13 protein-coding genes and 1 pseudogene are annotated in these 14,182 nt (G+C 63.4%); 2 read left to right on the plus strand and 12 right to left on the minus strand.

Annotated elements, in window-relative coordinates; all coding sequences use genetic code 11:
• Nucleotides 1-130 precede the first annotated feature (130 nt).
• A pseudogene (locus NF699_02660) lies at nt 131-1,009 on the plus strand (alpha/beta hydrolase).
• Nucleotides 1,010-1,309: 300 nt separating this feature from the next.
• On the opposite strand, the gene NF699_02665 reads toward NF699_02660, so the two are convergent.
• The 7 genes from NF699_02665 to NF699_02695 form a co-directional block, all read right to left on the minus strand.
• On the minus strand, nt 1,310-2,074 hold the full coding sequence (locus tag NF699_02665) for a hypothetical protein (GenBank protein ID USU05622.1): 765 nt from the start codon (nt 2,072-2,074) through the stop codon (nt 1,310-1,312).
• Nucleotides 2,075-2,240: 166 nt separating this feature from the next.
• Entirely contained in the window at nt 2,241-2,399 is a 159-nt protein-coding gene (locus NF699_02670; GenBank protein ID USU05623.1) for a hypothetical protein, read from the minus strand.
• A gap of 288 nt (nt 2,400-2,687) precedes the next feature.
• A complete protein-coding gene (locus NF699_02675; protein ID USU05624.1) occupies nt 2,688-3,434 on the minus strand; it encodes an SDR family oxidoreductase in 747 nt (248 codons plus the stop codon).
• A 115-nt stretch (nt 3,435-3,549) separates the two neighbouring features.
• Complete coding sequence (locus tag NF699_02680) at nt 3,550-3,849, minus strand: EthD family reductase (GenBank protein USU05625.1); 300 nt, start codon at nt 3,847-3,849, stop codon at nt 3,550-3,552.
• 231 nt (nt 3,850-4,080) lie between these two features.
• Nucleotides 4,081-5,727: an acyl-CoA dehydrogenase gene (locus tag NF699_02685; GenBank protein USU05626.1), complete on the minus strand. Its 1,647-nt coding sequence runs from the start codon at nt 5,725-5,727 to the stop codon at nt 4,081-4,083.
• On the minus strand, nt 5,724-6,317 hold the full coding sequence (locus tag NF699_02690; protein ID USU05627.1) for a cysteine hydrolase: 594 nt from the start codon (nt 6,315-6,317) through the stop codon (nt 5,724-5,726). Before NF699_02690 ends, NF699_02685 begins: the two co-directional genes overlap by 4 nt.
• A 101-nt stretch (nt 6,318-6,418) precedes the next feature.
• Nucleotides 6,419-7,156: a hypothetical protein gene (locus tag NF699_02695; GenBank protein USU05628.1), complete on the minus strand. Its 738-nt coding sequence runs from the start codon at nt 7,154-7,156 to the stop codon at nt 6,419-6,421.
• 214 nt (nt 7,157-7,370) lie between these two features.
• On the opposite strand from NF699_02695, the gene NF699_02700 reads away from it, so the two are divergent.
• The gene (locus tag NF699_02700; protein ID USU05629.1) at nt 7,371-8,324 is read left to right on the plus strand and encodes a LysR family transcriptional regulator; all 954 of its coding nucleotides are present in this window, start codon (nt 7,371-7,373) and stop codon (nt 8,322-8,324) included.
• Between the two features lie 15 nt (nt 8,325-8,339).
• Here the strand turns inward: NF699_02700 and NF699_02705 are convergent, their stop codons facing one another.
• From NF699_02705 to NF699_02725, 5 genes are read right to left on the minus strand one after another with little or no spacing between them, the layout of a single operon-like run.
• Nucleotides 8,340-9,947, minus strand: coding sequence for a long-chain-fatty-acid--CoA ligase (locus NF699_02705; GenBank protein ID USU05630.1), 1,608 nt, complete (start codon nt 9,945-9,947; stop codon nt 8,340-8,342).
• A gap of 2 nt (nt 9,948-9,949) precedes the next feature.
• Complete coding sequence (locus NF699_02710; protein ID USU06968.1) at nt 9,950-10,762, minus strand: isocitrate lyase/PEP mutase family protein; 813 nt, start codon at nt 10,760-10,762, stop codon at nt 9,950-9,952.
• 44 nt (nt 10,763-10,806) lie between these two features.
• A complete protein-coding gene (gene leuD / locus NF699_02715; GenBank protein ID USU05631.1) occupies nt 10,807-11,457 on the minus strand; it encodes a 3-isopropylmalate dehydratase small subunit in 651 nt (216 codons plus the stop codon).
• Nucleotides 11,458-11,461: 4 nt separating this feature from the next.
• Complete coding sequence (gene leuC / locus NF699_02720; protein USU05632.1) at nt 11,462-12,874, minus strand: 3-isopropylmalate dehydratase large subunit; 1,413 nt, start codon at nt 12,872-12,874, stop codon at nt 11,462-11,464.
• Nucleotides 12,875-14,155, minus strand: coding sequence for an MFS transporter (locus tag NF699_02725; GenBank protein ID USU05633.1), 1,281 nt, complete (start codon nt 14,153-14,155; stop codon nt 12,875-12,877). It lies immediately after the preceding gene.
• Between the last annotated feature and the right edge of the window lie 27 nt (nt 14,156-14,182).

Here is a 14,182-nt window from a genome sequence, read left to right on the forward strand (position 1 = left end):
CCTACTCTCAACAAAGGACTATGTAATGTTTTCTACCTTCTTGAAGCGCGCTGTTTTGGGTCTCGCACTGACGGCAGCATTCGCCGGCACGATCCCCGCGGCGCCCGCAGCGCCCGCGGCCGCAACGACTGAAGAGTTTCCGTCACCGATTGGATTCACACCCGGCTTCGCGCAAGTGGATGGTGTGAAGATGCACTATCTGAAAGGCGGCGCTGGTCCGCTCGTGCTGCTTGTTCACGGGTTCGGCCAGAGCTGGTACGAATGGCATCAACTGATGCCGCTTTTAGCAAAAACCCACACGGTCGTGGCGGTGGACCTGCCAGCGCTGGGTATGTCGGGGGTGCCAAAATCGTACGCGGGTCAAGACATTGCGCCGCTACTGTACCGGCTTGCCAAGAGCTTTAGCCCGAACGCGCCGTTCAATCTCATCGCGCACGACATCGGCATCTGGAACACCTATCCAATGGCTGTCGAGCATCAGGCCGACATTCGCCGGCTCGTCTACATGGAAGCGCCGATCCCCGATGAACGGCTCTACCAATTCCCCGCCTTCACACCCCAGGGAGAGTCGCTGGTTTGGCATTTCAGCTTTTTCGCAGCTGGAAACCAGCTTCCCGAAACACTTGTCACCGGACACGAGCGCTTCTTCATCGAGCATTTTATCAAAGAGCATGCCACGAACAAGGACGTGTTCACACCTGCGCTGCTCGACATGTATGGTCGGTCTTATGCCAAGCCCCAGACGCTGCATGGTAGCTTCGAATATTACCGAGCGCTCAATGAGACTGCTCGCCGTAACAAGCCATTAAGCGCGACCAAGCTGACAATGCCGGTACTAGCCATCGGTGGCGGTGGCCATGGCGGCATGGGCAAGCTCCAAGGCGAACAGCTAAGTGAGTATGCCACCAATGTGACGAAGAAGGTTCTGCCGGAGTGTGGACACTGGCTCCCCGAGGAGTGCGCGTCGGCGCTCAACCCAGTCGTCGTGAATTTCCTTACAGCGAAGTAACCATAGTGATGCCGGCAGCTATCCACCCCGCTCCACTCGATAGCTGCCGGTCTTCCCGCCACCAATCATCGACCTTCACCGCAGCGACCTTGCGGCTCTAAAAGGTCGCTTTGGTGCCGTAGGCCCCACTCGCCGAGCAGGCGAAACGGCTCCCGCAGCGTTCAGCCTGACGCGTGATCAAGTAGACAAGAGTTATAGGCGCAGTGGACGCACGGTCGGGTTCCCGACCGCAAATTTCGACAAGCGCGAACGGGGAGTTCAGTATCGCCGGATGGGTGGTGGAACCTGTCGGGGGCTCGCTCAGACGTCGACTTGATCTACTTTAATCACGGAAGGTGTGACCGCAGTCCAAGTGAGCCCGGTCAGCGCAGCCAGCAACGCCGTCTCCACGAAGAACTGCCCCTCGGCCGCAAGAGCCATCGGCAAGCTGTCCTTGATCCAGAAACTGAAGAGGAAGGTCGCGACGACACGACCTCTGATCAGAAGTAGGAGCCCGGTGAAGAGTGCGATGCGTCTGGCCTTCGAGCCGTTCAGCGCTGGCCACACCAGATAGATCAGCGCGAACGAGGCGATCGTCGGCTCCAAAAACATGCCGTAGATGAACTTGTATTCGTAAAAGCCGTAAGGTGGCTTGTGCGCCTCGGGTGCCTCGCCCAGATGCAGCGCGAGGGTGACTGTGTCTGCCAGGCTCCTGAGCAGCGGCTGCAAAGCGAAATAGCCGATCGCGCTGGCTGTCGCGACGGCGACCAAGGCGACGACGGGCCGGTCGGCGCTTATTTTCCGGCCGATGACGACGGCGGCCGCGCCGCTGTAGAAGGACAGCAGCGTGCCAGGCAGGCGGGACATCAGGAGGCCGACCCAACGCAGGTCAATCCACCCGTCTGTCACGACGTTGTCGACGACGATGGCGCGTATCGTCTCCTGTAGAAGAACGATCAGCAATCCGAACGTCGCGGCGGCCAGCAGAATGCTTTTCTGGGACAGGTACCAGCCCGCGAGGCGACAGGCGCACAGCATAGCCGCGAGGCGTACGAACTGTCCGATGTACCTCGCCCATTCCGGCACGTCGTTATCGTGAGGGAAGGGGATGCCTAGGTGTGCAATGGCGAGGTCATGTGATACTAGCGCGAGAAGGGCTGTGATTACTGCTCCGCACGCGACAAAGATCGATTGCCAGCGCGATAGGGCAAGCTGTCCGGCTGGCCTTGTCTTAGTCATGGGGATTTCAACCTCAGGTGTGCCGCTGCCGCTGCGCTGCCGCTGCCGATCCTGCGAATGCCGGATGACTGGTCACGATCGGGCGACCGCCGCCGTGGCGAGCTATGAAACCGACCTGCGCGTCGAGGGGCAGGCGTAGGTCCGGACTGAGTGGCACGACACGTTCGCTCACGGGCTTAACCTTTTGAGCCCTTCACGCGCAGCTCTCTGCTGTGCTTGACACCCTGTCCCGGCATGTCTGCCGGCGTTAGGTCCTTTTGGAAGAAGACTCGGTTGAAGCCATTGTCCATTCCTCGTCCCATCTCGACGAAGCCCAGGCGTGGATTCGGATGAGCTCTCGAATGAGGACAGCGTCCGACGCCTCGGCCGGCCTGATCTTCATGCTCTGGGTCATCGAATCTCTCCGCCGGCTTCGAGTTTACGTCACACCTGTCGCCCGTCCCGGCATGGGTGCAGGCCTCTAGGCGGCAATGCCGCCGTCGACGAGGATGCCCGAGCCGGTAACGTACGCTGCGCCTGGACCCGCGAGGAACGCGACGGCTTCGGCGACCTCCCTCGGCTTGCCGTAGCGCGCGATGGAGAGGCTTGGGAGAATGGCGGGCGCGAGCGGGCCGTTGGCCGGGTTCATGTCGGTGTCAATCGGGCCGGGGCGCACCAGATTGACGGTGATCTCGCGGGGGCCCAGCTCGCGTGCCAAGCCTCGGGTGAAGCTCTCCATGGCGGACTTGGTTGCTGCATAGACGGCGATCCCTGCGAAGGGCACGTGCACGCCGGCGTTGCTGCCCACGGTGATGATGCGGCCGCCGTTCGGAATGTGTTTCAGCGCAACCTGTGTGATGACGAAGACGCCGCGCACGTTGATGTTCAGCTGCAGGTCGATGTCCTCCAGCGGCTGCTCGGCGAACGAGCCCGCGCGCAGCACGCCGGCGTTGTTCACCAGGATGTCTAGGCCGCCGAGATCGGTTACCGTCCGTTCGACCGCGTTCCGACTGGCTTCCGGGCTGGCGGCATCTGCCTGAATGGCTACCGCGTTGCGCCCAAGCGCCTGCATCTTGGCAACGAGGGCCTCGGCCTTGCTCCCTGACTGCTCGTAAGTGACTGCGACGTCTGCGCCGTCCTCGGCCAGCTTCAGTGCAATAGCGGCGCCGATGCCACGTGCGGCGCCGGTGACGAGCGCACGTTTGCCGGCGAGAGGAGTGGAATACATGTTACTGCTCCTTGCGGGAAATTCGATCGTCTAGATGGATGGCGGGAAGTGGCTGCGCCGTTCCGGCGCAGCTCCATCTTCTGCCGCCCGTTCGGCGGGTTCCGAGAAGGCTCGCTCAGGCTGGAGAGCCGATAACCCTCGACACGCTGGCGTCCGTGAAACAAGGGACGTCAGCCATTACCGTCGCCGTCTCGGGAGAGGCGAGCGCAGCATGAATCGCGGCCTCATCGCGAAACCTGTAGATGCCTATCGAGACATCCCTTGCGTCGGTTTCGCGCGGGAAGAACGCTGAGGCGCTTTCCAAGCCATATCGCCGCCAACATTCCAGGGCGAGTGGCAGGTGAACGTCGACGTAATGATCGCGGTAGAAGAATGACCCGCCACTGCAGGTCACCATCATGATTGCTTGTGCCATGCCAACCATGTGGGCTGAACAGCATCGATCATAAACTTACGAAAGTGCACGGTGGCTGTTCGCTTTCGTGCCGCGCTCCTGCGCGGAATAGCGCTGTAGTACGGGCCAGTTGGTGCTTAAGCTGGATCATACCCGACGTGGCGCCATCGTTGCGTCCGTTGTCGGAAGCGCGACGCCAGCCAAGCTCACGGACGCCACCCGGAACTGGTAAGCGTCACTCAAAGTACGCGCTCAGAGCTGGGCCGCGCTGATCTCGTATAGCTGCGCTGCCGGAGCGCTCGCGGCAGCTTCGAGACCCAGCGCTTCGGGTACGAGCTGATCGAGATAGAAGTCGACGAGCGCCTTCTTGGTCGCGCTTGCCGAGTGGGACGCCGCCTCACGCGACAGGAGCCAGCCGCTGGTGGCGACCGAGAGCATCGTGAGAAAGGGATAGCTCGCCGCTAGTCGGTCGTCGGGGTTCGCGTCTTGCAGTCTATGGCCAACGGCCTCGCAGAGGGCGATCAGCTTGCCCAAGGCCGGGTGGTGCGCGCCGTTTCGCATGTCTACAATCAGCTTCTCGAACGCCGCTCCGTTCGAGAGGGCGAGCTTGCGCCCGACGAGATCTGCCGCCTGGATGCCGTTGGTCCCTTCATAGATCGGGGTGATCCGTGCGTCGCGAAAGAAGCGTGCCGCGCCCGTCTCCTCGATGAATCCCATTCCGCCATGCACCTGCACCCCGAGACTCGCGACCTCGTTGCCCAGATCGGTCGCGTGTGCCTTGGCAAGCGGAATCATGATCTCGAGCCGATCGTGCGCGTCCGCGTCGTGCTTGGCGCGCTCCACCTGCGCGCAGGCGTAGTAGACGAGCGCGCGGGCGGCATCCGTCTGTGCCCGCATCCGCATCAGCATGCGGCGCACGTCGGGGTGTTCGATGATCGCGCTCGGGGCGCCGGTGCGCACTCCCTGCATGCGCTCACGGGCATACGCCGCCGCCTTCTGCGTCGCCGCCTCCGCGACCTGCACGCCCTGCAGGCCGACGTTGAGGCGCGCGTTGTTCATCATCGTGAACATCGCGCGCATTCCACCGCCCTCCGGACCGATCAGCTCGCCGGTGCAATCGTCGTGGTCGCCGAACGACAGCACGCAGGTAGGCGAGGCGTGAAGCCCCAACTTGTGTTCGATGGACACCGTGCGCACGTCATTGCGGGTCCCGTTCGGGCGCACCTTCGGAACGAGGAAGAGCGAGATGCCCTTAGTGCCTTCGGGCGCATTCGGCGTGCGCGCGAGGACGAGGTGAATGATGTTCTCCGTCAGGTCGTGGTCGCCGAAACTGATGAAGATCTTGGTTCCCTTCACCCGCCACATGCCGTCATCCGCCAGCGTGGCCGTGCAGCGTAGCGCGCCGACGTCGCTGCCGGCCTGCGGTTCAGTGAGGTTCATGGTTCCAGTCCACTCGCCGGTCACGAGCTTCGGCAGGTAGGCCGCCTTCTGCGTCGGACTGCCGTGGTGCTGTAACGCTTCCACCGCGCCGATGGTCAGGATGGGCGCCAGCGCAAATCCCATATTGGCGCTTCCCAGCGTTTCCAGCACCGCTGCCTGCACCACGAACGGTAGTCCTTGTCCGCCTGCCCCCGCCGGTGCGCCGATGGTCCCCCAGCCGCCATCCACAAATGCCTTATACGCCGCTCGGTAGCCCTCAGGCATGACCACATCTGCGCCAATCAGCTGTGGACCGATGGTATCCCCGGCGTGCGAAAGCGGTGCCCACTCGCGGCTGGCCAACTGTGCGGCACCCTCCAGCACCGCGTCGAGCGTGTCTGCATCAACCCCAAGTTCGGCAATGCGGGCGACGTGGTCCAAAACGAAGCGTTGCTCGGCAATTGGAGCAGTATAGCTCATGATGTGCCCTCTAGGTTGGCAAGTACACGCGATTCCGATTGCGAGAGCAAATCGTGGATATCCTGTGCGCGGCAGACCTGTGCGATGCGCGGGAAGACGTCGTCTGCGCTGTTATCATGTGCGTGCGCGCTCATGTCGGTCATCGCATCCACCGGTAGCACCACGTCGAAGCCGAGTTCGTAAGCCTGCCTCGAGGTGGTCTCCACCCCCGCACTTGTAGCGATGCCCGCAATGACGACCTTGGTGACACCGAGGTCACGCAGGAGCCTTTCAAGGCCGGTGGCAGTGAACGCTCCCCAGCTGCGCTTGCTCAGCAGGTGGTCGCCGGCCTGCTGATCTAGCTCTGGAACGAGCTCGGCGAAGTCGACCGGCAGTTCGCCCAGCTCCAGCGGCCGATCGACACGGCCCGGCGGGATGCCAATGACGTTGACAAGTACGACCGGCAGCGAGTGCCTACGGAATGCTCGCGCAAGCGAGGCTGCGCGTTCAACCACATCCGCGGCTGGGTGGGCAGTGGGGAAACCGATGATGCCCTTCTGCAGATCGATGACGATGAGCGCCGCTTGACGGCCGATCGTGTGGACGGACATGAGCGGGACCCTTGAGTGCGGTTTGATGTCCTGCGCCGAAGATGCGCTACGACGCAGGACCAGGAGGTATCGGCTATCTCGCCGCTTGGCGGCGGGTCCCCTCAGGCGGCGGCCGCGTCGAGCTGCTCCTTGTGCACGTAGTGGGTCGGACGCTCGGGCAGGCTGAGGCCGTAGTCCTTGCGGCCGACATCCGCGATCTTCTCGTAGAACGCGCCGAAGCGTATCACTTCCATGTCGGGCATCGAGATGATCGTGCTCGAGATGCCTTGTGGATTGTAGTATTTCCCGAGGCCCAGATCGGTCTCCACATCTGCCACCGCACGGATCTCAGGCTCGATGCTCTCGAGCGAGAACTTGCTACCCTGCAACGAGACGTTGGCCGAGGAGCCCACGATCGGGACGAGCTCTTCGAGGCACATCGGCGCGAGTTCGTTGAGCAGCGGGCCGCCATTCATCAGCATGCTGAAAGTGCCGTTCTTGGTGGAGATGTCGCGGACCCACGGATCCATGGCCTGCATGTAGGGATGATCCATGCGCACCGGCGCCACGATGGTGAACGGCAGGTCGAGGTCCACCGCGACAGTTGAGATGAAGTCGCGCAGCTTGTCGTCGAGGATGTGCAGTTCCTTCGACATCGAAATGTTACCGAGCCCGCCGCACTTCTTGCCCGCTGCCCGGTTCTTTGCCGCCAGCGACCGCTCGATCGCCTCGCGGCTGCTGCCGCCGATCGAATAAGCGATGTCCAACGCGAGAATGGCGAGACCGCCATCCTTCACAGCGTCGAATACGCGCTTGGCTTCCGATTTGATGAAGGTCGGATCGACCGTCTTGTGCACCATTCTCCATCTCCCAATGCTGTTCAGCGTGTTTCGGGCGCTGTTACGTTCAGTGCCGCCGCTGTCCTGAGGGATGCACCTGCCGCGGCAGGTCGGCTAGTGAGCTGGATCGATAAGAGATATCGATGACGTAAATAGTGGAGACGTTCGGCTCGACGAGCTCGTGCGCCGTTAGTGAAAGTGGCGGCCCGCTTGTCGGGCAGGAAGGGAAGCGCGGATGGCCAGCCTGAAGAATATCGATCTACGGCTGCTGCAATGCCTGGACGTATTGCTCAGGGAGCGCAGCGTAACCCTTGCTGCGGAGCGGTTGCAGATGAGCCAGGGTAACATGAGCAATTCACTTGCTCGGCTTCGCGACCTGCTCGGAGACCAGTTGCTTGTCCGGACGGCGCGCGGAATGCGGCTCACCGACCGCGCGGTCGAGCTCCACCCGGAAGTGCTGGAGCTGGTTCGGCGGATGCAGTCGCTGCTCGATACCGAAGACGACAGCGACGTGGCGCATGCCCATCGCCGCATCCGGGTTGCATGCACAGATGCCACCGCGCTGTTCGCCTTGGGGCCCCTGGTGGAGGAAGCGAGGCGCCATGCGCCGAACCTGCAGATCGAGATCTCGCAGATTCTCAACCGGCACGTCGCGGAACCACTGGGCGACGGCACTATCGATCTGGCAATCGGTTCCTATATCGAGCTGTCGGAAGCGCTGCAGGTCAGCCGCTTGCTGTCATATCGCATGCTCTGTGTTGTGGGTGCCGACAGCAAATTCGCCTCCGCCGGCATGGACTTGGACAGCTACAGCAAGGCCGCTCACGCGCAGTTCGCCGTCAGCCAGGGCTTTCGCGCCACCACCGAGATCATCATCGACCAGGCGCTGACGGATCTTGGCAGGACACGCGCAGCACGACTGACGTCACAGTTCGTAACGGTGATCGCGGAAGCGGTCTCCAGAAGCGACCTCGTCGCGGTCATGCCGGATTTCATGCTGCGGTATTTTTCTGCACGGCTGCCGCTTGTCGGTCTGCCGATGCCGTTCGACATTCCGGAGTATCCCCTTTCCGCCGTCTGGCATTCACGATCCAAGGGCGATCGGGTGCTGGCGTGGTTCCGTCAGCAGTTACGTCGCCATCTTCATGGCGATCACGGCCGACCCATACCTATTCGCGACAACACCTGATCGTAGAACAGTCCTTCAGCTGGCGAGATCGCTACGAATCGCCTTCTTGTCGATCTTGCCCACGCTGGTCCTCGGCAGCGCCGCCACACTGATGACGCGGTCGAGCAGAGCGAAGCGGTTGATCGTCCCGCTCTCCACCCATCGGGTGAGGAAGCTGTTGAGCATCTCACGCGTCGGAGCGGCACCGGGCACCGGGACCACGACCGCGACGGGCCGCTCCTGCCACTTGGGGTCGGGTATCCCGACGACAGCCACCTCCACAACGTCGGGATGCTGTACGATCAACTCCTCCAACGTCAGCGACGCGATCCACTCGCCGCCGGTCTTGATGATGTCCTTGAGCCGGTCGCGGATCTGGACCACACCAGCCGGATCGATCGTCGCTATATCCTGCGTGTGGAGCCAGCCGCCGCGCCAGAGCTCCCGCGAGGCGTCGTCGTCGCCGGGGTAGCAGGGTGTGAGCCAGGGTGCGCGCAACACTAGTTCGCCCGTGGCGATGTCATCTGCGGCAAGCGGCCGCATGTCCCCATCGACGATCCGCATGGACACGAGCGGGATAGGCTTGCCCGCCTTGATCGCAAACCAGGGGTCGTCGCTGTCCTCCCCGAGGCTGATTACCGGGCCAGTCTCCGACATGCCGTATCCGGCCGCCACGATCATGCCGGTCTGCCGCGCCGCGGCGGCAAGTTCGCGGGTCAACGCGCTGCCCCCCACCATCATCTGCCAGCCGTCGAGGCGCTGGCCTTGTGCGGCCGCGGCGGTAAGCACCATCTGCAGAATTGTCGGGACGCCGTGCGAGAAGGTTACGTTCTCCAGCGCGCGTAGGCGCAGGATCATGTCCACATCGTAACGCCCCGGATAGATCTGACGGAGGCCGAGCATCGTCGCCAGATAGGGCATGCCCCATGCATGGACGTGGAACATGGGCGTGAGCGGCATGTACACGTCGCCGGACCGCATGCCGACGCCCCGCCGGCCGCCGAGCGCAGATCCCAGCGCGAGCGTGTGCAGCACGAGCTGGCGGTGGCTGAAGCATACCTGCTTCGGCAAGCCGGTCGTGCCGCTGGTGTAGAAGGTCGTGGCGGTGGCATTCTCATCGAAGTCGATAAATTCGTGCTCGGGGTCGGCCGCGGCTAGCAGGTCCTCATACTCGCCAACCGCCCATTCGGGCAGGAGCCGCTGATCGTCGCAGATTGCGATCACCGCTCGCACATCGGGAAGCTCGTCACGCATCTTCTCGAACAACGGCCAGAAGTCAGCGTGCACCACAACGATCTGCGCACCTGCATGTGCGATGGTGTAGCGCATCTGCTCGGGTGAGAGACGGATGTTCGCTGTCTGCAGCACCGCGCCCATCATCGGCACCGCGAAATAATGTTCGAGATAGCGGTGGCTGTCCCAGTCGAGGATCGCGACCGTCGTGCCCTGCACCACGCCGAGCTCGCTCAGCGCCGACGCCAGTCGGCCGATACGGCGTCGCAACTCGCGATAGTCGTGACGCACCACATCGCGATAGCCGATCGTCTGATCCGCGTCGCCGTGCAGGCTGGCATCCAGCAAACGGGCAATGGTCAAGGACGTGTCGACCCGCTCCGGCGCGGGCGTTGCAAAGCGAAGCGGCACGCCTAAGCCTCCACCGAGGTGCGCAACTTGTCCCATGTCGCCGAACCGAACAGCGCGAACACGCGTGCCGGGGTCAGATCGCCGGGCAGCTCTGGATGCATGCCGGTCTCCTTGAACGATCGCAGTGCATCGAGTGCTGCTCCGACGATCGTGCCAAACACCAGCGCCGGTGCGATCACCATGTCAAAGCCCATATCGCGTGCCTGCTGAAGGTCGAACACGGGCGTGACGCCGCCCTTGACCATGTTGAGCAGACACGGGCCCCTGACCAGACCGGGCACCGCGGCGGTCTCCTCCAAAGTAGTCATGGCCTCGACGAAGCCGATATCTGCACCGGCATCCAAAGCGGCGTTGACCCGCCAGATCGCTTCATCCATTCCGGCGACGGCTCGGGCATCCGTACGCGCGATGATCGCCAGGTCGGGATCGCGCCGGGCAGCGACAGCCGCGCGGATCTTGATAAGGAACTCCTCACGCGAGACAATCTCCTTACCGGTCAGATGCCCGCACCGCTTGGGGCTGAGCTGGTCCTCGATGTGCAGCGCGGCGACACCGGCTGCCTCGTATTCTTGGATCGTGCGGGTGACGTTCAGTTCGTTGCCATAGCCGGTATCGGCATCGGCGATGGTCGGAATCGACACAGACCGGGCGATCCGTCCAGCCTGCGCCGCCATTTCCGTTAGGGTCAGCAAGCCATAGTCCGGGAGGCCGTAGGTCGAGGACACCCCGGCGCCGGTCATGTAGACTGCGCCGTAGCCCGCGGCACTCACCAGCATGGCGGTCGCCCCATCGTAGGCACCGGGCGCTACGATCATTTCCTTGTCTCTCAGCGAAGCACGCAGTTGCTGACGAGGTGTAATCATGCCGCCTCTCCGGAGTCACGCGGCGTGGGCCGGTCGATCGGCTCCCACGCCCAGGGTCGATCGTTGCGGTCGCGGGTCTGCCAGGCTTGGATGACCGCCTTGTCCCTGAGGGTGAGCCCGACATCGTCCAGACCGGCTAGCAGCCCTTCGCGGCGCAGCGGATCTATGTCGAACGAGTGCGTCTCACCCGCAGCGTCGATGACGAGCTGACGCATCAGGTCCACGCTAAATGCCGGACCATCCGGCCGTGAAAGACCCATGAGCTGCTTGACCTTTGCTTCCGGCAGGCGAACCGGCAGCACGCCGTTCTGGAAGCAGTTCGAGTAGAAGATGTCGCCGAAGCTGGGCGCAACGACGACGCGGATGCCCTTTTGCGCGAGTGCCACCACCGCGCCCTCTCGCGACGAGCCGCAGCCGAAATTGCTGCCCGTCAGCAGGATCGGCGCATTCCTCCACCCCTCACGGTTGAGCGGGAACTCCGGGTTCTCGCTTCCGCCCGGGCGATAGCGGAGCGCCTCGAAGGCATATTGCCCGACCTGCGTCTGGTCCCCCTGCGTAAGGCGCTCGATCCGAATGATGACGTCGGTGTCGATGTTCGCCAATGGCAGCACCGCGGCAGAGCCTGTGACGACGACGAGTGGCTGCATGGTTCTAGAGGCTCCTGGCGTCGGCAATGCGGCCGGAGATGGCGCTTGCCGCCGCGGTCGCGGGGCTGGCGAGGTGGGTGCGCGCACGCGGGCCCTGACGCCCGACGAAGTTGCGGTTCGACGTGGATACGCAGCGAGCGCCGGGAGGCACGGTTTCGCCATTGGCGGCGACGCACATGCTGCACCCCGGCTCTCGCCATTCGAAGCCGGCGTCGACGAAAATGCGATCAAGGCCCTCCGCCTCCGCCGCGCGTTTCACCTCCCACGAACCCGGCACAACCCAGGCGCTGACGCCAGGTGCGACCTTGCGACCCTTCGCGATATCGGCTGCCGCGCGCAGATCCGGCAAGCGTGCGTTCGAGCAGGAGCCGATGAACACCCAGTCGACCTTTGCATCCGAGATGCGATCGCCGGGCGTCAGGCCCATATAGTCTAATGCGAGGCGCATATGCTCCCTTCGCGTGATATCCGCCACAGTATTGGGGTCGGGCACGCGGTCGTCGACTGACATCGACTCGTCCGGAGCGATGCCCCAACTCACCACGGGAGCAACGCGGGCGGCTTCGATCAGCACATCTCGGTCGAACACGGCATCGCTATCAGATGCCAGCGCCCGCCAGTCCTCCACAGCCGCCTGCCAGGCGGCTCCACTCGGAGCGAACGGGCGACCTTCAAGGTATGCGAACACTTTGTCGTCTGGCGCCACGAAGCCAGAGCGCGCACCCATCTCGACGGACAGGTTGCACAGCGTCAGCCGCCCCTCGACATCGAGCGCGCGCACCGCCTCGCCCGCATATTCGATGGCATGCTGGATGCCCCCGCCGGTTCCGATCACCTGCAAGACATGCAAGGCGAGATCCTTGGCGCTCACGCCCCTGCCAAGCTTCCCTTCGATCCGCACCCGCATCGATTTGGGCCGCTGCATCCGGAGCGTCTGGGTTGCAAGCGCGTGCATGCTCTCGGACTGCCCCACGCCGAAGGCGAGGGCCCCGACGCCACCGTTGGTGCAGGTATGACTGTCGCCGCAGATCAACGTGGTGCCGGGAAGCGCGATCGCCATCTCAGGCGCCATCACGTGGACGATGCCCTGGCCTCGCTGGCCCACATCGTAGAACCTAATGCGCTCACGCGCCGTTCCTGCCTGCAACCGCGCCCAGAGCGCCCCGCCGGGAGCGTATGTGGTTGCGGAACGGCCGGGGCGGCTTGAGACTGCGTGATCTGGTGTGGCGAATACCAGGTCCGGGTTGCGGACGGTCAGGTCCCGCGAGTGCAATTGATCAAGCGCGATCGGGCCGGAGAGATCGTGCAGCACGTGCCGATCGATATGTAGCAGCGCCCAGTCGTTGCCGAGGTCGCGGATGACGTGCGCGTCCCAAATCTTGTCGAGCATGGTGCGCGGGGAGGGGGTGACCGACATTCAAGCCGCTCCTTCATTGCCAAGAAGCCGCATACGGCGGCGATAGATTGGAAGCCCGACTAGGATCAGCCCGCTTCCCACTACCGTTCCGATGAGGATGACGCAGGTCAGGGCATGAGCGATGGTGGCCTGGCCCTCAAACAGACGGTCGCCGAGAACGCCGACCAGCAGCGATCCCATGGAGTTGCAGATCACCGCGTTGGACATGGTGTTGAAGCCGGCAAGCCGGGCCCGGATGGTCGATGGAAGAGCTTCTCCCATCATCGCGAAGGCGCACACGGTGGGCGCGTAAGAGAAGAAGGCGCCGATGGTGACAAGGACGAGCGAGAGCGTGAGATCGGACGTCAGGTACCCCGGAATGGTGAAACACGCGAAGATGGCCGCACTTGCCACGCAGACCTTGAGCGTGGCGGCAAGATCGCCGCCCTTGCGCAACTTGGATATCATCCAACCGGCGGCAAACGAGCCAAAGATCATGGCGATACCTGCCGTCGAGCCAACGGTCAGGGCCGCAGTAGCCGCATCCAGGCCATGCGCACGGGCCAATGCCGGCACGATCCACACAAAGTTGGTGATCGTGGCCATCTGCACTACCGACAGGCTGACGTAGAGCGTCAGCAGTAGGAGCGGATTAGCCGCGACAAAGCTACGGACGCTGCCATCCTCCGTCCGTACGGACGTCTCCGGCGTGCGGCGCGGCGGTTCGCGCATCGCCGCGCCGACTGCTACGACGAAGATCACACCTAGGCAGGCCGCAGCCACGAAGAGGCTTTGCCACGGGCGCAGCGTTCCGAATATTGGCAGGGACAATCCGCCCATGCGGGTGATTGCGCCGATCAGCACACCGCCGAAGAGCATCGCAAGCACGGTTCCCAGCGCGCTCGCGCTATGGAACAGTCCGAAGGCCCGGCCGCGTTCGGCGAAGCTGCGCGTATCGCTGAGCAGCGAGACCGCGAGAGGCATCACGGCCGCCTCGCCCATGCCAACCAGAGCCCGGGCAGCGAACATGGTGCCGAATGAGTTGGCGAACGCAGTGGCAAGGGTGGCGGCGCTCCACAACGTCACCGCCACGATCAGGACGTTCTTTCGCGATCTCCGGTCTGCGAACCAGCCGGCGATGGGACTGAAGGCCGCGTAGCTCAACGCGAAGGCCAGTCCGGCGAGCAGGCCAAGTTGGCTGTCGGAAAAGCCGAACTGCGCCTTGATCGGCTGGAGTGACAGCGAGAAGATCGCCCGGTCAACATAGCTCAGCAGGGATGCGCAATAGAGAACCGGGAGCACCGAGACGGGCTTGGCGCCTGCCTCTGC

This window comes from Sphingomonadaceae bacterium OTU29LAMAA1 (genome assembly GCA_024072375.1).
Classification (GTDB): Bacteria; Pseudomonadota; Alphaproteobacteria; order Sphingomonadales; family Sphingomonadaceae; genus Sphingomonas.